The sequence below is a fragment of the Lysinibacillus sp. NPDC093190 genome (assembly GCF_050280425.1).
Lineage (GTDB): Bacteria > Bacillota > Bacilli > Bacillales_A > Planococcaceae > Lysinibacillus.
Genome location: NZ_JBNNVG010000001.1, coordinates 357663 through 377227, shown reverse-complemented (window position 1 = coordinate 377227; position 19565 = coordinate 357663). Strand labels below are relative to the sequence as shown.

Here is a 19565-nt window from a genome sequence, read left to right as displayed (position 1 = left end):
GTACACCTATTGTTACGACAACTTTTCCCTATACCACCCCCTTTAAAGTTAGCAAACTTACATATTTTCGTATAATGCGAACATTGGTAGGAAAATTGCTGCGACAATCACACCTACAACCCCTGCTAAAATTAATATCATCAATGGTTCAACGAGGGATTTTAATGTATCAACGGAGCGATCCACCTCATCCTCATAGAAATCGGCTATCTTCTCAAGCATATAATCAAGAGAACCTGTTTTTTCCCCGATAGAAGTCATTTGGGTTACTAAAGGTGGGAATAGCCAACTTTTTTCTAATGGCTCAGATAATGTACCGCCTTTTTCTAAGTTATCTCTTGCCTCCAGTACAACCTTTCCTACAACTGGATTCCCTACAACCTTTTCGACAATTGTTAGTGCCTGTAGAATTGGCACTGAACTACTGAACAGAGAAGATAAGGTTCTAGTCATACGAGCAATTACATTTTTTTGCATTAAAATACCAAATACAGGCATTCTCAATAATGCATAATTTACATTGTAATGAAATTGCTTATTATTTTTATAGAAAAATCTAAATAGAAAAATGGATAATAAGAGAATCCCAATTGCAAAATACCAGTATGCTATTAACCAATCCGAAATACTGACAACAACGACAGTCAAGATTGGCATTTCTATGTCCATTTCTTTAAAAGTAGCCATAAACGTTGGAACGATAAATATCATTAGAAACATACCTACAGCGATTGTCAATACCGATAAAATAGCCGGATATGCCAATGCCGATTGTACTTTCTTCTTAATTTTGAATTGTTTTTCCAGTGTCCCTGCTAAACGCTCTAAAGTCTCATCGATATTCCCTGTTGCCTCACCTGAGCGCATCATATTAACAAACATGACAGGAAAAACCTTTGGGTGCTTGGCCGCTGCGTCCGAAAACGCTGTCCCCCCGCGTATATCCTCTTCCACATGTTCTAATGCTTTTTTCAATGCTTTACTTTTCGTTTGACCACTTAAAATATGAGTTGCCTCTACAATTGAAACTCCAGCACGGATTAGTGTTGCATATTGACGACAGTAAATAACGAAATCCTGGTGCTTTACTTTACCGCCAATATTTAAGTCTTTGTGCAAAATGCTTTTAGACTCTTCCAGCTCACGGGCATTAATGCCTTGTGCTCTTAATTTTTCAAGTGCTACTTTTTTGTTAGTCGCGTCAATGATTCCTTTTTTGTGTGCACCAGTTTTTGTGCGTCCACTATATCGAAAAACGGTCAATTATAATCCCCCGCATTCATATATGGCCTTGCTTCTTCCAAAGAGATTTTCCCCATTGCTATTAGCTGCTGCATAGAGGATTCCAAAGTATGCATACCTAAAGCTTTACCCGTCTGCATAACAGTAGGAATTTGGTGAACTTTTTCATTTCGAATTAAATTTGAAATAGATGGTGCTTGTACTAATATTTCAGTTGCAGCAATACGTCCCTTGGCATCCTTCCGTACAAATAAACGCTGTGAAATAATGCCTACTAAAACATTTGCTAGTTGTACACGAATTTGTCCTTGCTGATGTGGTGGAAAAACATCTATAATACGATCAATCGTAGTCGGAGCACTACTTGTATGTAATGTCGCCATCACTAAATGGCCAGTTTCAGCCGCTGTAATGGCTGTTGAAATCGTTTCATAGTCCCGCATCTCACCTACTAAAATAATGTCGGGGTCCTGACGAAGAGCAGCACGCAAACCATTGGAAAAGCTCTGAGTATCAACCCCTACTTCACGTTGATTGATAATTGACTTTTTGTGTCCATGTAAATATTCAATCGGGTCCTCAAGCGTGATAATATGCTTTGATTTAGTTTCATTAATATGATCAATCATTGCAGCAAGTGTTGTAGATTTACCCGAACCTGTTGGACCAGTCACTAAAATAAGTCCCTGTGGTCTTTCTGCTAATTGATACAGTACCTGTGGCATATTTAACGATTCAATGGAAGGAATTTTTGCTTCAATTAAACGGGCAGCTATTGTCACTTCATTGCGTTGATGATATGCATTTACACGAAAACGACATTTCCCGGGCAATGAATAGTTGAAATCAGTTTCCCCTTTATCGTGAAATTCTTGTAATTTATGCTCAGGTAAAATAGTTTTCACCATAGTCTGTAATTCTTCGGAAGTTAGTAATTCACTCCCATAATGTTCTAGTTGTCCATGGATACGATAAACAGGCGGGATTCCCTTTGTTAAATGAAGGTCAGACGCTTTTTCTTCAAATGCACGCGTTAATAGCTCATCAATATTTCTACATGTTGTCATGAACGATTCACATCCTAATCTACATTTGCTACACGCAATACTTCTGAAGTAGTTGTTAGTCCTTCTACTACTTTTAACAACCCATCTACTAGTAATGTGTAATAGCCTTCTTGTTTCATATAATCGCGGATCACACTATCGCTACTTCGACTTAAAATCATTTCTTTAATATTGCGGTCGATTGGTAAAATTTCATGAATAGCCATCCGTCCGCGATACCCTGTTTGATTACACGAAGGGCAGCCTCTTCCGCGTCTACCACGTGTAATACCTTCAATGCCATTATTACGCATTATTTCTAATTCATGGTTGGTAAAAGTATAGTCTTCTCCACAATCTCGACAAATTCGTCGTACTAAGCGCTGTGCCATAATTCCTACTAGTGAGGAGGATAATAAAAACGGTTCTATTCCCATATCCTGTAGTCGAGAAATCGACTCAACTGCACTATTTGTATGTAAAGTACTTAAAACTAAATGCCCTGTTAATGAAGCTCGCACTGCTATTTGAGCTGTTTCAAAATCCCTAATTTCACCTATCATCACAATATCAGGGTCTTGACGCAAAATTGAACGTAATCCAGTTGCAAATGTTAAACCTACTTCTTCTTTCACTTGAATTTGGTTTATTCCATCGAGTTGATATTCAACTGGATCTTCAACTGTAATGATGTTGACACCCTCTTCATTCAAGTTAGTTAAGGCAGCATATAATGTTGATGATTTCCCTGATCCTGTAGGGCCGGTAATGAGTAGAATCCCATTCGGATTGGCAATCATGTTTCGGAAAAGGGCCTCGTTTTGCTCTGTAAAACCAAGCTTGTCAATGGAATTGGCAACACTACTTAAGTCTAAAATACGCATTACAACTTTTTCTCCATAAACAGTTGGAAGTGTAGAAAGACGAATATCTACTGGCCTGAAATTAACATTCGTTTTAATGCGTCCATCTTGAGGAATTCGATTTTCCGTAATATTTAAATTCCCCATAATTTTAATACGGGCTAATACTATATTTTGCATATGTTTCGGTAACGAACGCTCTGTTCTCAAAACGCCATCCACTCGATAACGAACCCTTAACTCCGTCTCCTGCGGGTCAAAGTGGATATCGCTCGCACGTTGGGCAACTCCGTTAGCAATGATCTGATTAACTAGGCGAACAATTGGAGAATCCTCTCGTTCAATTTCCTCCTGTGTTTCAGCAACTGTGGCACCTATATCGAGCAATGCAGCTTCCATAGATTCTTGCAAATCATAGTATTTCGTTAGCGTACGATATAAATCATCCTTAGCCGCAATACTCGTTTCGATTTGGCAGCCCGTCGCCATACGTACTTCTTCAATTGCAAAATAATCCATCGGGTCAGCCATCGCGATAAACAGTTTATTTTTTTCACGACGGATTGGAATAATATTTGTTCGTTTAGCGAGTTCAGCCGGAACAAGCTGAAGTAAATCCGGGCTGATAGAATATTGATTCAAATGAATGTGTGGGATTCCTAGCTGAAACTCTAGTACTTCGATTAACTGCTGCTCGGTTAGAATATTTTCTTTTATAAGAAAATCGCCTAATTTCTCATCTTTTGTTTTGTTTGTAAGAGCAAATTCTAATTGCACATTTGTAATAACACCAGATTCGACAAGTAAATCACCTAAGCGCTTTCGTCCAGTTTTTACGACCATTCGCGTTTGCTCCTCTCTTTACGGGCTTGTTTGTATAAAATTCCCACCTTTATCGTAGTAACCGTATACAAGTTCAGGGTCATTTGGGTCTTTTGAAGTGTTCGTATTTGCAGATGTATCTTTATTCGTTTTTTTAGTGTCATTGCTAGATTTTTTATTTTCAGATTGTTTATCTGGTAATCCATCTCCATCTAAATCCATTTGTAAGTCGGGATCACTCGAGTCTGAGTTTCCGCTACTATTTTCAGTAACAACGGGCTGTCTTGAAGATTTCACAATAATTTTATTAACTGGTGGATAATAGTCACGGCTAACAAGTTCATCCGTAGTACTACCATTTTCTGAAATCGAGCGATACACTTCGACTCGTACACCTTCTTGACCTTTTTGAATAACTTCTTCTCTACCTATTGGTAAATCTTTAGAATAACGAGTAATCACTCTAGGTTGAATTATTTTATCTTTACTAACGCGAACTGAGATTTCTTTTTCTTTCTTTTGAGCTAGTAATTCCACTTTTAAAGAATCGCCTTCTACCGTGAATTTTAATTTATTCGGTTGATCTGAACGGTTTATAAATTGCAAATCCTTATCTAACGCACGATTCACCCTCGCATCCAAACCTTGTTGTAAATAATTTGGCTTCTCTCCTTGGGAATGTCTCTCTGAAATCTCATATTCGGTTTGAAGAGCAACATGATAAAGCATAGAGGCGACGAAATTAATCGCTTCACTATCTGATTCTTCATATTTTTCTTCTATCATTCTAAAAAAAGAAAACGGTTCATTCGGTAAAACAATAGCATCATTTAATGTATTTGCTAATTTATCAACACCCATTGCATTTGTAGGGATTTCCCCAATTGATAGAGCTAAACGCTCCGATTCTATTACATTAGTATCTGCAACTGTTGCAGCGACTTCGTGACTTTTTAAATTGGAAGCTTCGGTAATAATCGTCTGTAAAGTCTTTTCAACTTCCCATACACCAGTAGCTTCAAGCTGCTTCTTCACTTGCTCGTCAACTACCACATGTAAGGGTATATGTACTACTTGTCTTTGCTTCCAGAAAGCAAGCCAAGACTTGTCCGTTAAATTATGATATTCAGCCATCGTACTCTCTACATCAAATACAAACAGTTTAGGGTCGAGTGAAATCGTAACCTTAGCACCTTCTACATCGATAGGAGCCTCTTGCCAAGTATTTATGGCCTCTCGTAAAGCATTTTCAATAGCATCATCTTCTAAGTCCTTTACTGATATTCCACCGATTGTAGATTCATCACCTTTAGCTAATGCTCTTTCAATAATTAAATTCGGTACCCAGACTGTTAATAAAATGATTAGAACAGCTACTATTGATCCTATCTTCAAATGTAATTTCATAGCCTCACCGCCTTTACAAATATATCCAAAAATAAAATGTCTAATTACTCATATCTATCCATTACTTTTTATTCATATTTTTACCATACAGCATACTAGATATTATTTAATGAGTCTTTTTAACTAAAAAAAGTTAAAATTTTATGAACTAAAAATTATTAATATGTAATTAAAATCATTAATAATGCATTGTCAATAAGGTAAACAACCTATATAATGAGGTTATATTTACCTATACATTTCCGAATCAAGCTTATTAAATCAACTTTTCTAGATAAAAAAAACTATTAGATCGCAGGTGAGTTTTTTATGTTGATAAAATCACAGAGAGGATTTTCTTTAATCGAAGTAGTTGCATCACTTGTATTAATATCCATTATTCTCTTATCCTTTGCCCAAATATTTATATCTACGAATAAAACAGCCACAGTAAATACCGAAAAATTAGTCACTGTAAATTTAGCCGATGCTGTATTAGCTAAACTGAAATCCGAACCACTTCCCAAAATAGCCACAAGCGACTTAAATCAATATTTTATAGGCAAAAGCAAATCAATGGGATTAAACGACAAAACATACACGATTACATATACCCCCAGTCAAAACTCTACTAAATATGCAAATTCTAACTTCACTGAAAAAGATTTAAATCTTATAAAAGTAGTTGTAACAGTAACTTCTCCAAATGGAAAAACAAAAGGCTCTTCGGAAGGATATGTTTCAATTGAATAAATACATTAAGAATCACAATGGATTGACACTAATTGAATTACTTGCAACGCTTGTTATTCTAGCAATCGTCTCCACGCTTATCTTTTCAATTCTTATGAAAACGCTTGAAACGAATCGAAACGTCCAACAAGAAACGATACTTAGAGATGAAGCAGATATTATTGTCAGTAAATTTATTAAAACTCTCTATACCACAAATCAAAGTCATATTGTAAGAAATATCAGCAATAAATATATTGAAGTGACCAATGATATTACCAAATGTCAAAAAGACGATGATGGAGTATGGAAAATTACTAGCGAATGCCAAAATACGTTAGAACCGATAGGATTTAAAACTGAAGGTAACACTACATACATTTATTTCAAAAAGGAGAAATACGCAGTTCAAAACAGCGGCATAGAAATTTTGGATAATTCGGAAATTATAGGTAATCCTGTAAAAGCAGATTCAATTTACGAAATCAATTTAAATCTTAAGGTTATCAAAAAACGTTCAGGTATTGACCAGCCAAAAACTATGGAATTTAAAAATCGGATTCAACCTATTGTAAGCTCAAAATAATTTAAATAAAGGAGATGGTAATATGAAAATTTTCCGGCAAAATGAAAATGGCTATTCATTGTTAGTAACTTTTGCAGTCATCATCATTTTCACTATACTCGGTTTGAGTCTTATCACTTTGACGTCAAGCGGTATTACAAAAAACAACACCCGAGAAGAACTAGTACAAGCACAAGATTTATCAGATAAAGGAATCGACTATGCCGTTAAAGATATTCAAGCTCTTCTTGAAAAAGAGATTAAAGACAGACCAATGGGAAAGGCTGCATTTGAATCCTTCCTCGTCAACACATTGACCGCTCCAATATTAAGTTGCTCGCAAGGGATTAACATTCCTGCAGAGAATAATAATAAAACACACATCTGCATCGAGAAAGTAGAACTAATTTCAAATGAAGAGAAGGATCGTTATAAACGCCTAGTAACATTTAAAAGTACTGGAAAAGTAAATAGTAAAGAGCATATTACATATTCACAGATTATTATCGGTACAGATGCAATTCCAGATCAATTACGCTATGCTGTTTCAACGAATGACGAGGGGAATCTTTATTTACATGGTGGTGTTGAAATTCAGGGAGATATTAAAACAGATGGTCATTTAATTATCTCTGAAAAAGCCCATTGGCTAAAAAATAATATTGCACAATGGCCAGATAGCGTTTTTCCTAGAATAATTCCAGACTCTAAAAGTGTTACCCCAAAAATAATTATGAGAGAATCAGAAAAAAATATATATTATGTAAATAATACTGTTGATTATCCCACACACATATCTGGCAATACAAACTATTTAAACGGTTCTAAATATATAAAATTCACCCCTTCAAATCCTGCTACAAAAAGCGAATTACAGAATCGTTTGTTTTTAACAAAAAATGTATCACTTGTAACAAAAAGCCTACCTGGAGATAATCTTGAAATAACAGAGAAAGTTATACCTTTGTATACAAATAAAAATTATAATAAAAACTATCCTACTGGCTTAAGTGTCTCGAACACAAATCACGAAACATCTAAATTTAATAGAGACAATATAATTTTCATACATGGAGAAAAAGAAGAATGTAATACTTGGGGTGTATTTGGATGCAAGAAAACCCTCGATAGAGGAAATTTTAATATTAATGGAAGTGGAAAAACCTTAAATTTGTCGGGCACCTATTTTATTAATGGAGATTTCATTGTAAACAATACTAATTTACGTAGCGATGCCATGCTATATGTAAATGGTAACGTTGATATTAAGGATAGTACTTTAAATGGAATAAATTCAAATAGCACCCTCTTTATTTTCGCAACAGGGGACATTTCAATTAGTAATATTTCTGTTGATAGTGCTACACCTAGTATGCTTAAAGGCTTTTTCTATTCAAAACAAAATATGATTATGTATGGCGTTGGCTCGAATATTAACTTGTATGGAGGAATTTCTGCAAGACGAACAATTCTAACTGCAGTACGTGGTAATAGTCAAAACTATACTTATGAAAGCTCTAAAAACCAAAAAGAAACCGTTATTACAAATGGTGTTGAAGTACCTAAAAGAAATTCCAGATTGAAAATAACCTATGACGAAAATTTAATATCTCAATACACATCCTTTAAACGTGATGAAGAAGAAGAATTTATTACTGAATTGAACAAACCCGAGACAATTAATCGTTATTAAAATAAGGGTTGTTTAGAAAGTCTGATTTCACACAATCATTTTAAACAACCCTTTTCTATTATTTCCTCAAGAACCATCCCGACAAATCGAAGAATATAAGTTTTTTAAAAGCTATAATTAAGATGATAAAATCAGTTAGGCTTAATGCGCGTTTATTTATACGTGATATTTAGTCTACTTCAAGCATACCATTAGAAATTGTTAAATTGTTATTTTCTTCAAAAATTAAGCCACCATTTGATATTGTATCTTCAATCGTTTTCGGTTTGTAAGTAACAGCTGGATCTCCACTAGTCTTTACTGTATGAGCCATTATTCCTCCTATAACTGTTCCTGATCCCCCCAATATGACTCTTGCGTTTGGGGCATATATATATAAGTTGTGATTATAAGACCCTCCTTCAATAGTGATATTTGGTCCACCCGTATAAATATTCCCTTGTACGCTACCAGAACCATCAATTTTTATATTGGCTGATTTAGCATAAATAGAGGCTTTTGTTCTTGTATCACCAGTAAAATTCATCGACGAAGTGCCTGCATAATATACACTTAATCGGTCTATGTCCCCTGTATTATTCATACTTGAATCCCCCTTTAAATCAAAAGCATTCTTTATATACAAAGTTAATTTACCACTTCCTATAATATTTAAATGTCCTTGAGAGAAGTTAAAGTTATCTATAAATAAATTTTTGTCTGAATTACCAACATCAATCGTTAATGTATTATTCGAAGCAACCATAAGCGTCTTTATGTACATATTCTGAGAAATCGGAAGAATACCACTGAAATTCGGGGTACCATTTATCTTTCTATCCCCACCAATCTTAATTGAATTATTATCTAATGAGAGTTGTTTTTGCTCCCCACCGATTGTAACTTGTATTGAATTCGTATAGGGTCTTGTGCTTAAATTATTAAATTGATTATCTGGGAAAGCTGGTAATATATCTTCAGGAAATGCAACATTCCCTATAATCTCATTTGTAATATTCATCCAGTCTGGTTTTGAAAACTTATCTGAAGTTGTTCCAATTTTTCCATTAATTTTTGTTTCATCTTGTGTAATATCAATATTTCCACTTCCAGATACAACATCCCCATTAAACTTTCCGCCCCCAAGTTCGATGTTTTCAATAGCGTGGATAGCAGCGGCATTTGAAAAAGTAGGGCCAGTTTTCGTTCCACTTCCTAAATTAAATGTAATTGTTTGCACTACGGTTCTTGTTTTCTTTCCAATATAACCAACAGATGTTATTTTATATTGCAAAGGTTCTGTATTTTCTTGAACAATTGTTACATTCGCAATAGGTTTTTCTTTAAATTGTTCATCAAAAGTGACTGTAGCAGTATATGTTGATTTAGTATTCTCTTCAAAGATTTTTTTTAAGCTACCTTCAAATGCATCAATAAAATCTAACTTAAATTTTTCCGGCTTTCTTTTATCAAGAGGTAGCTTATTGAAATCCTTTCTATTTTGATCGTATGTATTTTTAGCTAATTGTTCTACTTTGCTTTTTGTACTGTTTAACCCGCCTTCTGCAATGTAAAATACAGATTGGTCATCTCGCTCACTAGTAGAAATCTTTAATGAATTTGCAGTAAGTGTTAAAAGCATAATTCCAAGAACTGATAGTAAAGCCATTGCCAAAATTACTAAAAGTAACGAATACCCATTTTCTTGTTTTAGATATTTAAACATCTAGCTACCTCCTCTGAAATATATAGTTGATGAAAAGGGCTTATTATTTGGCGTTGTAATATCAATAATTATATGACTCCGTTTATCTTTAATTTTAAAATCAAGTACATTCACTGCAATTATTTCATCATCCTTTTCAATTGTCTGATTATTCCGATGAAATACGTAGTTATATTTTTGATTATTTTGATTATTTATTAATATATATTCTGTACAATCATCAAAGTCTTTCGTAATAATTTCTGTAGATTTACGAGTATCTTTAGTGACAACTTTCAAAATATAGGTTGCATCAGATAATTGTACACTCGATTTCATTTGTTTATCGCTAGTATTCATGCCATTCGTTAAGATCGACATTAGAACAATAGAAACGAGCGTAACTATTATGGTAACAGCCAAAACTTCTAGTAAGGTAACGCCTCTCTCATTATGAAATTTAGACATACGCACCACCTCTTTCCTTATAAGTTAAAGATATTTTGCACTTTTGCTTTTAATATCTTCCCTCTTGAATCATAGACTTCGATAGTAATCCTAACTGTTTTATCAGGCGACATATCTTCAGCTTTCATTATGATTTCCTTATTTTTAGCATTAACGGGTGTCACTTTATACTGAGTGGTATTACCGCTCGATTTCTCTTCATCCTTTTCGTATGGAAAATCAGATTCCCAAGTTTCGATTTTGGTGGATTTGAAGTAGTTATACATTTTCTCCATTTCCTTTTGCGCTAAATAGGTTGCATCAATAATTTGTTCAGAGCTTTTTCCTGTTTTATTCGATTGAATGAGTAAGCCAAAAAAGGATAATAAGATGATAGTTATTATAACTAAAGAAGCAATAACCTCAATTAAAGAGAATCCCCCTTGACTGTTAAATAATTCTCTATTTTTACGCTTCATTTCCGCCCTCCTTCTGCCGATAAGACTTTTATTGATATAAGATATCAATAAAAGTCTATTAGTCTTAAACACTATAATAACAGTGCTTATAGTAACTAAAGTTTCCTAGTTATTTAATTAAATACTATTTTATGATAATTACACTATTCCATATATAAACAATATTTACAAGACCACTTCTTCATATGAATATATATTTTTCAAAATTTTCCATCCCTAATAATATGTAAAGTGAACTACGTTTAAATTACAATAAAAAGCAATACGATGTAAAAAAACGTTTACCTCAAATTAAGGTAAACGTTTTTTGTGAAAACATACTTAGTGTCTAAATAATTTTTCATTTCCTCAACAACCTACCTGACAACAGCAACCCAATCCCACCAATTGTAATAAACAGGACAGCTCGTATTAATAAATCTAGTGCGGACAAATCAAAGAATATAAGCTTAATAAACGCAATAACTAAGATGATAAAACCTGTTATGCGTAATGTTCGTAAGTTGCGCACGTTGCTAAGCCAAAGCGAGATACTTGCTGTCAAGAATAATGTAATCGTTGAGAAGGCAATGCTTAGCTTCCAATCAAGCAAACTGTTGTAGGAAAGCTGGGATATGAGACCCCAAACAGATATCATCGTAAGCACCACACCTGCACTTACAATTGGATCAAGAAGTTTCTCTATTTGCTCTTGATAGCTTTGATAAACGCGTCCCTTCATCAGTAAATCGACCATCATTGCTACGATAACAGCAATATATACGATTCTTGTTACTATATTTAACCACTCAACACCTTGCATATTGTACGGAATTATTTCAAGCATTATTGTGAAGAGAATGAAAAATACACTAAGGACTGGCGTTAATGCGCGCCCTTTGTATTTTGTTGGTACTAAAAGTGATCCCACGAAAAGTAAAGCGAGGATCATATACATTAGATGTGGAATATTACCAGCACCTGCAAAGTACGTTCCATCCAGCTTTCCGATATAAGCTAAGAAATAACCAGTCGTTATTACTGCTAAAAAATCAATCACATATAGTTCCTTCATTACCTTTTCAAATGCAGTCTGTGTCTCTTTTGGACGTCTTGCATACAGATAAATAATTAGGAGATATATTCCCGGCATAATCAAGCTAACATGGTCTATGCTGAAGAATGGTGTTGGCTCATGAATTATAAAGCTTAAAGCGAGTGTAATCATAAATGAAAATGAGCTGACAACTTTCATCATACTAACTCGTAATCGTAAACTCATCATTACGCCCGCAAAGATAATGAACGGGATGAGCAAATGATCCACTTTCTCCAGGAAATTCATAACTAGTAGCGTATTACATAGTGTAATAAATGCGAGTGTTACGGCACTATCAAATGCCTCCTGCCATTTTTGCTTATAGCCATAACCCGCTAAAGCTGCAAACAAGCAAACTAATATGAGTAGTAGTGCTTCGCTATATTCAATTGGACTAATGATGAAGTTCAAGAGCAATAAACTAAAGGCTCCTAGGCTAAATTGGAGTCCGACATGAATATATTTCAGTTTAGACTCTGCATTATATAAACGGCACCAACTCGTGTAAAAAATAGTTAAAACAACTAGGAAACCTATTGCAAAAACAACTCGATTGTCATCGTTCATAAACGCTATAATGCTGACAGCTAGCTCCGAGAAAAAGGTTGCTATATAGAGAGCCAATTTCTGCTTGTGTTGATGAATGACAAATTGTAGCATCGTAAATAGGACAACCACATAGATTAAAATAATTATAGGACTAAAATCCATATATTCTAGTAAATAAGGTAGTAATAATGAGGTAAACGCCACAAATACTGTTAGTACTTCGTTTTTCTTTAAATAGCTAATAGCAATACCGTAGCCGATATAAACAATGGCAATAACAAGTGCCATCGTTAAACCTATTATTTCATACAATATCGCACTAGCAGCTGTTGTTAATATTCCAACAATAAATGCCCCACCGTATAAAGAAATTGTGATGGCTGATGATCCTATTTTTTTATGCTCCAACACATAAGCTATTGCAGCTAAGGCAAGCGATAATCCGTAGGCGAGGATGATTTTAACCTCATTCGATAAATAGCCATAATCACTCACGAGCTTAAGACCCCAAAGTACCCCCATCACTAAAATTACCATAAATAATTTTGGAAGTACCCACATAATACGCTCTTCCAACGTTCGCTGTTGCTCCATCTTTTTTTCTGGAGCTAGCATTGTTTTTGGCTTTGGTTTCAAGTTTGAATTTGGCTTTAGGTTTTGCGCTGGTTTTGGCGTAGATTGTTCAATAATAGATTTTCTAGGGCTCGATGTACTTGTTTTTTCAACAGATTCCTGACGCTTTAAGCCCTCTAATTCCTGGCGTAAATCCATCATATCCTGTTCGAGCTTGGCAACCCTCCGCTCCATTTCAAGCGACATTCAATCATCCTCCCCACTTTATCAATTTTTTAACAGTATAACATATTTATCCTAATTGTAAAATTACACTTTTAATTTATTTTTACCTAAACTTTATCTAGGTCTTCGATACATTAAAGCACGTTGACTATCACTGGTTCCCCGTGTAGTTGGATCTACTACAACCCCCATTAAAACGAAAATTGATAATACGGTATTTAAGATGTGCGTTGCCTGCTCACTCATTGCACTCGTTAAATCATAGCCAAAAATAGTTGCTACTTGCTGTGCCAGTAACAAAATCAACGAAAATAGCGCAAATAAAAATGGTTTATGCTGAAAACGGATCATCCAGTTAATTTTCATAAATACTCACCTCCCCCCTTCTTATCCACAGTATATGCTCCGCCGTAACATGGCACATATGCAAAAATGGAGCTATAAACGTGGAATAAGAGGGATTCTTATATTCGCGTTGGAGAGTTCCATCAACTTCCGCAAAAAAATTATGTGACATCTCTTCCATCGAGTTATTAATAATTTTTAAATCTATATATCCATGTGTTTTACTAAGAATGCTTTACTCATATAAATAGTTAGGGTGCATCTTGTTGATGGATGCCTTCAATCTTGCGTAAATGTGGGTGATTGAAATGGTGTATGAGTGGAATGTTTTGAGGGCGATTGCCTGCTTATCGATTGTGTTATTACACGCTACAACGAATACGGAAACTATGAATGGTTACATTGAAAATCCGTACTATCAATTTTTCAGATTACTTTTATGTTTCGCGACGCCAACTTTTATTTTATTGTCTATTATAATTTTAGCAAAACGCTATCAAGCTGAGCTGCCTCCTAAATTTTTATGGCGTCGTTTTCAATTTGTTTATATTCCATTTGTAGTAGCAGGTATTTTGTATACGACAAACGCAACACTTCATTATGATGAAAGCTTTTGGGATGCGCTGTATCGTCATATTATCTTAGGAGATTTTTCAGGGTGGTTTGTCGTGACAATCTTTCAGTTATACATCCTGTTCTTTATCATAAAAAAATATCAGCTATCAAGTGTGTGGCTAACCCCCATGTTGTTTACACTCGGTATTTTATATAGGACTCTCGTAAATCTGAATGTTGATTTTATTATAGAGAACGCTAATCTAGTTCGTTTACTATTCGTCGGCTGGCTTCCTTACTTTGTAATTGCTTATTTAATTGGTACGTATTATCAATGGGTTGCCTCAAATATTATTAAGTACAAATTCGCAACGCTTGTTTTCGTTATTCTTTCGGCTTCCATATTAGCTATTAATTATTATTTAGGAGCCACCGAAATCACATCTAAACGATTAGATATGATGTTGCTGATCATTTCAATAACTTTATGCATTTTAGCATTTGGTCAAATTGTGCCGCAGCTAAAAATCATTAATTTAGTAAGTCAATATTCATTCGGGATATTTTTGATTCATTGGCTTGTTCAAGAATATCTAGTCCCATATACAGCACAAATACCTTCAACCTTTCTTCAAGTCCTTACGCTATTTCTATCGAGCTTGATTGTCTGTATATTCATTATAAAAATCATTTCGTTTTTGCCTTATAGTGCTTATCTGATTGGCAAGGCACACATCAAAAAGCCATCTCAGTAATGAGATGGCTCGAAGTATTAAATGCGAGGAATTTCCGTTTCAGACTCCCTGCTGTCCTGTGAGGGAGTGTCGAGTGCTTACTCCACATTGTTATTGTTATTGCTTCGTTAACATTAACACTCCATTTTCGCACATAAAAACATTTGGTGCTGTAGTGTCAATTTATCACTATAAATTAGAGCGACATGTTAGAAAATACATGCTATGCGAAGTGGTTGATTGGAGTGAGACTGGGCGACTCCTTGGGGATCAGCGTCACAGATGAGATCCTGCAGCGAAGCGTCAGCAACAAATAGTTTATCTGTGCGAAAGCGAAGCGTCAGCAACAACGAAGCGGCTCATCGGACGCTCCCAGGAAGCTTTGCTCTGCGCGAAAGCGAAGCGTCAGCAACAAATGGTTTATCTGTGCGAAAGCGAAGCGACAGCAACAAAGCGCCCAGCCGGAGCGGAAATTACCCTCTCGTTTTGCCGAAGAGCCATACTTTATTTCACTGATTTTCATTACTTTGAATCATCTCAGTAATGAGATGGTTCAAAACCTTTACGTTTATCAAATTTTCGCGCAACGAAAACTAGCCCATAAACAAGTGGTGTTGCTATAATGGACGCAAAAAATTTAAACAAATACTGTGTTATAAATAATGTCAGTAAAACTTTAATTGGCATTATTCCATAAAAGGCTATCGTAATAAATAATGCCGTATCGATGAGTTGGCTTAACATCGTAGACGCATTGTTTCGAAGCCAAAGCTTACCGCTCCCATGCTTTTCCTTAAATTTATTAAATATCACTACATCCAAATTAACACTGACCGTATAGGCTACAAGACTTGCAATAATGACACGCATACTGCCGCCGAGAATTGTCTCAAACTCCTGCTGATGAACAAAGGCTTGTGCAGGTGGTAGTGCAATGGCAATCGAAATAAAGCATGCTGCAAACACTTGTGCCATAAGCCCTGTTCTTACCGTGCGACCACCCGCTTCCTTGCCATATACCTCACAAATTACATCAATAAGAGGATACGTGAAAATAATTAAAATCGCAGCAGCTGGAAGTATAATCCATTCACCTATACTAAACACTTTAACAGCTAAAACATTGGCTAAAATTAAAAAGCCAACAAACAATCCATTTAAATAGTAAAGCATCAGCGATTATCCACCTTTTCGGGATACATATCATGGTTCATCAAACGATGCTCTGCCATTTTTTCATATTTCGTGCCTGAGCGACCATAATTACACCAAGGATCAATGGACAAGCCTCCACGCGGTGTAAACTTGCCCCATACTTCAATATAGCGTGGCTCGATCAGCTTAATTAAATCATTCATGATGATGTTGACACAATCCTCATGAAAGTCCCCGTGATTACGGAAGCTAAATAAATAGAGCTTTAAAGATTTACTCTCTACTAGCTTTTTATCTGGAATAAAAGAAATATACATTGTCGCAAAGTCAGGCTGCCCTGTCATTGGACATAGACTCGTGAATTCCGGGCAATTAAACTTCACGAAAAAATCGTTTTTCGTATGTAAATTATCGACCGCTTCAAGTATCTCTGGTGAGTATTCAAATAAATATTTTGTATTTTGGTTGCCAAGGAGTGTTAAATCCTGCAAGCCTTGTTCTTCATTTCTTCCTGCCATAATAATGCCTCCTCAAGTTGTGAGAAGTCCATTACGCATTAAACCTAATAAAAAAATCGCCATATCCGCATTTTTGGGATATGGCGTAAATGACGTCATCCATAGTTTTTTATAGAGGGTATGCGCTATGAACCTCTTTCTTATTCGCTAGTTATATTAACTTAATGAATGCATTCCGTCAACTAATTTTTTCATAATATGGCATTGACAAAAATATCCTCACGTTATATGGTTAGTTACATAAGTAATTAACCAATCAACACAAGGAGGTGGATTGTGATTCACTCTTTAAACAATGAAAAGCCCATTTTCCAACAAATTCGCGAACGAATAGAGGATGGAATTTTAGATGGACACCTACAACCCGAAGATCGCATTCCATCCACAAATGAATTTGCAAAGGAATATCAAATTAATCCTGCAACAGCTGGAAAGGGCGTGAACGAATTAGTGGACAAAGGCGTAATTTATAAAAAACGCGGCGTCGGCATGTTTGTTAGTACTGACGCTCGTGAGATATTAATTGCGGAGCGTAAGGAAAATTTTTTCAAGCAACATATTGAGCCATTGAAAAAAGAAGCAATAAGATTAGGTATTTCGGATGAAGAATTACAAAATATGTTTCAAAGGAGTTAACCTATGAAAATTGAAGTGAAAAATGTTAGTAAATCATATAAACATAAGGAAGCTTTAAAAAATATAACTTTTACAATTGAAGGACCTAAAATTATTGGATTTTTGGGCCATAATGGCGCTGGTAAAACAACATTCTTAAATTTATTATCAGGGCTTATTGCTACAACTAACGGGAACATCACTGTCAATGGAGAAAATGTATTTAATGTACCTTTAACTCTACGTGATATTTGTTTTGTTGCAGAGAGTGGGAATTTCCAAGAGGAAATGACTATTGCACAAACGTTAAAGGCGAATAGCTTCTTTTATCCTAAATGGGATGAGAATCTTGCAATGGAGCTACTAGAAGTTTTTGCTCTAAATCCAAAAGATAAGGTTCGCAGTTTATCAAAAGGAATGGTGTCTGCGTTAGGCATTATCACAGGCTTTGCGAGCCATGCAGAAATTACGATCTTTGATGAACCTTATATTGGACTTGATGTAGCCGGCCGAAATACTTTTTATGATTTATTGATTGAACAACAAACCGAAAATCCAAGACTTTTTATTTTGTCTACACATTTAATTGATGAGGCAAGTGAGCTATTTGAAGAAATACTTATTTTACACGAAGGACAATTACTGCTTCAGAAAACAGCGGAGGAATGGCATGAGCATATTGTTGCAGTAAAAGGTAGTCCTTCTGAAGTTGAGCAAGCAATTAATGGTCTAAAGAGTATTTATAAGCATACGTTTATGCAGGAGCTAACTGCAATTGTCTTCACTGATGGCCAATCCATTGAAGGACAGAATATTATGCTTGAACGTGTTTCACTACAAGATATGTTGGTGTATTTAAGTAAACAGCAGAAAGCGAGGGCTATTAAATGAATACAGTAAAAGGTAGTTTGTATGTATTATTTCAAAGCTATAAAAAACAAATTATAACTTTTTGGTGTTTTATTTTCAATTGTTCTATTTTCGCTTTTCATAGATACTTTTTTTGAACTGCATATTTATTCTTTTTCCATCATGATTTCTATACCTGTTTACATCTTTTCCAGTGTCATGTCAGCAAAGTTACTAAATAAAACCTTGTCTTATTTTTTAAGGCTTGGTTTATGTCGCTTGCAATTTATGTTCAATGTGGGGCTCTTTTTCATCTGTTGGAGCTTAGTAGGTGCCTTCATAATTGGTTGTACACAAAAAATAATTACTTTCGTTTCTAACATATTCATTATTCATCCTATTTTATTTTTTAATAATTCCCCATCATTTTTACAAACGATGGCATTGGATACTATTTTACTGCTTTTCTTCCTAACAGCCGGCCTTTTGCTGAATGTTGTCTTTTATCGCTTAGGAACTCTTGGTGGTTACAGTTTTATAGGGTTACTAGTCTTAATTTCAATTGTTACAATCATTTTCAAGTGGTATTCTTCTTTATTTGACCTACTATCAAATATATCTACCTTTACTCTTTTAAGTAGTTTATTAGTTTTTAGTGCATTACTCTACTTTATCATAACAATGGCGATTCGAAATGCTTCTGTCAATGCAGCATAATTCTAGAGGCGATTCGGAATACTTTCAAAAAGAAAATGATGCCAAGCCCACATTAAAGGTCTTGGCATTTTTTATTATCCATGTTCATCCTCTTGCGTTGTATAGTCAATAGAATTGGCAATGTCGACTAAAACGTCAGGTGTCACCTTATTTGAAACCCTCTTGTCAATCCATAGCATATATTGCCAATCTTCTCTTTCAAAAGCAAGTACATTGAAACCTGATATTTCCATATAAATTGAAGTCGTTCCGTTTTTCAATTCGAATGTCTTTACTATACTTTCCTTTTTAGATGGGTACTTAAACTGAATAGGTCGAACCGTTATTTTATAATGATGCTCAGGAAGTTGATTATTAATAAATGTAACTTCAAAAAAATCGTTCATGTCACCATCAAGATCATTAAACCGACCAAAATGATGTGTAAAACTAATAGGCGGTACTCGAAGTGGTAGCTTTAGTCCTTGATAAAAGTGCCGTTCAAAATCGGAGGCAGCTGCTTCAACCGTTTTATAGCCTATTTCAGGATAAATTTCTTCATAAGGACTGAGCGAATCATTTATATAGGCATCACTTGGTTGAGAAAATAACAAATAGGAACTTAAGCAGAGAGAAAAAATTCTGTCCATTTTATCACCTCAGTATCACTTTAAGTGTAGTTTTTCCCAACTCATTGAAATTATGTGTCAAGTT

At 35.0% G+C, this 19565-nt stretch carries 19 protein-coding genes; 7 read left to right on the top strand and 12 right to left on the bottom strand.

All coding sequences use genetic code 11. The features are described from left to right. Nucleotides 1-57: 57 nt before the first annotated feature. Genes ACQKOF_RS01775 through ACQKOF_RS01760 form a run of 4 tightly spaced genes read right to left on the bottom strand, consistent with a single transcriptional unit; the run spans nt 58 to nt 5380 of the window. On the bottom strand, nt 58-1263 hold the full coding sequence (locus tag ACQKOF_RS01775) for a type II secretion system F family protein (RefSeq protein ID WP_427553080.1): 1206 nt from the start codon (nt 1261-1263) through the stop codon (nt 58-60). Next, nucleotides 1260-2309, bottom strand: a complete 1050-nt coding sequence (locus tag ACQKOF_RS01770) for a type IV pilus twitching motility protein PilT (RefSeq protein ID WP_427553078.1) — start codon at nt 2307-2309, stop codon at nt 1260-1262. Before ACQKOF_RS01770 ends, ACQKOF_RS01775 begins: the two co-directional genes overlap by 4 nt. A gap of 14 nt (nt 2310-2323) precedes the next feature. Continuing rightward, nucleotides 2324-3994 carry a GspE/PulE family protein gene (locus ACQKOF_RS01765; RefSeq protein WP_427553075.1) on the bottom strand — a complete coding sequence of 557 codons (1671 nt, stop codon included), beginning with the start codon at nt 3992-3994 and terminating at the stop codon, nt 2324-2326. Nucleotides 3995-4012: 18 nt separating this feature from the next. Then, a complete protein-coding gene (locus ACQKOF_RS01760) occupies nt 4013-5380 on the bottom strand; it encodes a VanW family protein (protein ID WP_427553073.1) in 1368 nt (455 codons plus the stop codon). Nucleotides 5381-5689: 309 nt separating this feature from the next. Between ACQKOF_RS01760 and ACQKOF_RS01755 the strand changes: the two genes are divergently transcribed. The 3 genes from ACQKOF_RS01755 to ACQKOF_RS01745 are packed head-to-tail and all read left to right on the top strand — an operon-like array spanning nt 5690 to nt 8349. Further along, nucleotides 5690-6112 carry a type IV pilus modification PilV family protein gene (locus ACQKOF_RS01755; RefSeq protein ID WP_427553070.1) on the top strand — a complete coding sequence of 141 codons (423 nt, stop codon included), beginning with the start codon at nt 5690-5692 and terminating at the stop codon, nt 6110-6112. Then, nucleotides 6105-6677, top strand: a complete 573-nt coding sequence (locus ACQKOF_RS01750) for a pilus assembly FimT family protein (protein WP_427553068.1) — start codon at nt 6105-6107, stop codon at nt 6675-6677. Before ACQKOF_RS01755 ends, ACQKOF_RS01750 begins: the two co-directional genes overlap by 8 nt. A 22-nt stretch (nt 6678-6699) precedes the next feature. After that, on the top strand, nt 6700-8349 hold the full coding sequence (locus ACQKOF_RS01745) for a hypothetical protein (RefSeq protein ID WP_427553066.1): 1650 nt from the start codon (nt 6700-6702) through the stop codon (nt 8347-8349). Between the two features lie 169 nt (nt 8350-8518). Here ACQKOF_RS01745 and ACQKOF_RS01740 read toward each other — a convergent pair whose 3' ends face one another. From ACQKOF_RS01740 to ACQKOF_RS01720, 5 genes are all read right to left on the bottom strand, one after another. Then, nucleotides 8519-10054: a DUF7305 domain-containing protein gene (locus ACQKOF_RS01740; RefSeq protein WP_427553063.1), complete on the bottom strand. Its 1536-nt coding sequence runs from the start codon at nt 10052-10054 to the stop codon at nt 8519-8521. Then, entirely contained in the window at nt 10055-10501 is a 447-nt protein-coding gene (locus ACQKOF_RS01735; protein ID WP_427553061.1) for a type II secretion system protein, read from the bottom strand. A 17-nt stretch (nt 10502-10518) separates the two neighbouring features. Beyond that, entirely contained in the window at nt 10519-10959 is a 441-nt protein-coding gene (locus tag ACQKOF_RS01730) for a type IV pilus modification PilV family protein (protein ID WP_427553059.1), read from the bottom strand. Nucleotides 10960-11299: 340 nt separating this feature from the next. After that, nucleotides 11300-13405, bottom strand: a complete 2106-nt coding sequence (locus tag ACQKOF_RS01725; RefSeq protein ID WP_427553057.1) for a DUF2339 domain-containing protein — start codon at nt 13403-13405, stop codon at nt 11300-11302. Nucleotides 13406-13498: 93 nt separating this feature from the next. Beyond that, nucleotides 13499-13750 (bottom strand): phage holin, encoded by a 252-nt coding sequence (locus ACQKOF_RS01720; RefSeq protein ID WP_427553055.1) that lies wholly within the window; start codon nt 13748-13750, stop codon nt 13499-13501. Nucleotides 13751-14037: 287 nt separating this feature from the next. Between ACQKOF_RS01720 and ACQKOF_RS01715 the strand changes: the two genes are divergently transcribed. Next, complete coding sequence (locus tag ACQKOF_RS01715; RefSeq protein WP_427553053.1) at nt 14038-15039, top strand: acyltransferase family protein; 1002 nt, start codon at nt 14038-14040, stop codon at nt 15037-15039. A gap of 516 nt (nt 15040-15555) precedes the next feature. Here the strand turns inward: ACQKOF_RS01715 and ACQKOF_RS01710 are convergent. Then, nucleotides 15556-16191: a queuosine precursor transporter gene (locus ACQKOF_RS01710; protein ID WP_427553051.1), complete on the bottom strand. Its 636-nt coding sequence runs from the start codon at nt 16189-16191 to the stop codon at nt 15556-15558. Next, nucleotides 16191-16691, bottom strand: a complete 501-nt coding sequence (queF, locus tag ACQKOF_RS01705; protein ID WP_427553049.1) for a preQ(1) synthase — start codon at nt 16689-16691, stop codon at nt 16191-16193. Before queF ends, ACQKOF_RS01710 begins: the two co-directional genes overlap by 1 nt. A 276-nt stretch (nt 16692-16967) precedes the next feature. Here queF and ACQKOF_RS01700 point away from each other — a divergent pair, with 276 nt between their 5' ends. The 3 genes from ACQKOF_RS01700 (at nt 16968) to ACQKOF_RS01690 (ending at nt 18872) form a co-directional block, all read left to right on the top strand. Continuing rightward, nucleotides 16968-17327: a GntR family transcriptional regulator gene (locus ACQKOF_RS01700; RefSeq protein ID WP_370042715.1), complete on the top strand. Its 360-nt coding sequence runs from the start codon at nt 16968-16970 to the stop codon at nt 17325-17327. Nucleotides 17328-17330: 3 nt separating this feature from the next. Further along, complete coding sequence (locus ACQKOF_RS01695; protein ID WP_427553047.1) at nt 17331-18197, top strand: ABC transporter ATP-binding protein; 867 nt, start codon at nt 17331-17333, stop codon at nt 18195-18197. Between the two features lie 237 nt (nt 18198-18434). Then, nucleotides 18435-18872: a hypothetical protein gene (locus ACQKOF_RS01690; protein WP_427553045.1), complete on the top strand. Its 438-nt coding sequence runs from the start codon at nt 18435-18437 to the stop codon at nt 18870-18872. 74 nt (nt 18873-18946) lie between these two features. On the opposite strand, the gene ACQKOF_RS01685 is transcribed toward ACQKOF_RS01690, so the two are convergent. Further along, entirely contained in the window at nt 18947-19501 is a 555-nt protein-coding gene (locus ACQKOF_RS01685) for a hypothetical protein (protein WP_427553043.1), read from the bottom strand. Nucleotides 19502-19565 lie beyond the last annotated feature (64 nt).

Excerpts from the sequence above, each read along its gene's own strand:
- ACQKOF_RS01730 (WP_427553059.1), bottom strand. The coding sequence starts at position 10,959 with ATGAAGCGTAAAAATAGAGAATTATTTAACAGTCAAGGGGGATTCTCT.
- ACQKOF_RS01760 (WP_427553073.1), bottom strand. The coding sequence starts at position 5,380 with ATGAAATTACATTTGAAGATAGGATCAATAGTAGCTGTTCTAATCATT.
- ACQKOF_RS01770 (WP_427553078.1), bottom strand. The coding sequence starts at position 2,309 with ATGACAACATGTAGAAATATTGATGAGCTATTAACGCGTGCATTTGAA.
- ACQKOF_RS01740 (WP_427553063.1), bottom strand. The coding sequence starts at position 10,054 with ATGTTTAAATATCTAAAACAAGAAAATGGGTATTCGTTACTTTTAGTA.
- ACQKOF_RS01725 (WP_427553057.1), bottom strand. The coding sequence starts at position 13,405 with ATGTCGCTTGAAATGGAGCGGAGGGTTGCCAAGCTCGAACAGGATATG.
- ACQKOF_RS01695 (WP_427553047.1), top strand. The coding sequence starts at position 17,331 with ATGAAAATTGAAGTGAAAAATGTTAGTAAATCATATAAACATAAGGAA.
- ACQKOF_RS01710 (WP_427553051.1), bottom strand. The coding sequence starts at position 16,191 with ATGCTTTACTATTTAAATGGATTGTTTGTTGGCTTTTTAATTTTAGCC.
- queF (WP_427553049.1), bottom strand. The coding sequence starts at position 16,691 with ATGGCAGGAAGAAATGAAGAACAAGGCTTGCAGGATTTAACACTCCTT.
- ACQKOF_RS01735 (WP_427553061.1), bottom strand. The coding sequence starts at position 10,501 with ATGTCTAAATTTCATAATGAGAGAGGCGTTACCTTACTAGAAGTTTTG.
- ACQKOF_RS01715 (WP_427553053.1), top strand. The coding sequence starts at position 14,038 with ATGGTGTATGAGTGGAATGTTTTGAGGGCGATTGCCTGCTTATCGATT.
- ACQKOF_RS01745 (WP_427553066.1), top strand. The coding sequence starts at position 6,700 with ATGAAAATTTTCCGGCAAAATGAAAATGGCTATTCATTGTTAGTAACT.
- ACQKOF_RS01720 (WP_427553055.1), bottom strand. The coding sequence starts at position 13,750 with ATGAAAATTAACTGGATGATCCGTTTTCAGCATAAACCATTTTTATTT.
- ACQKOF_RS01685 (WP_427553043.1), bottom strand. The coding sequence starts at position 19,501 with ATGGACAGAATTTTTTCTCTCTGCTTAAGTTCCTATTTGTTATTTTCT.
- ACQKOF_RS01765 (WP_427553075.1), bottom strand. The coding sequence starts at position 3,994 with ATGGTCGTAAAAACTGGACGAAAGCGCTTAGGTGATTTACTTGTCGAA.
- ACQKOF_RS01755 (WP_427553070.1), top strand. The coding sequence starts at position 5,690 with ATGTTGATAAAATCACAGAGAGGATTTTCTTTAATCGAAGTAGTTGCA.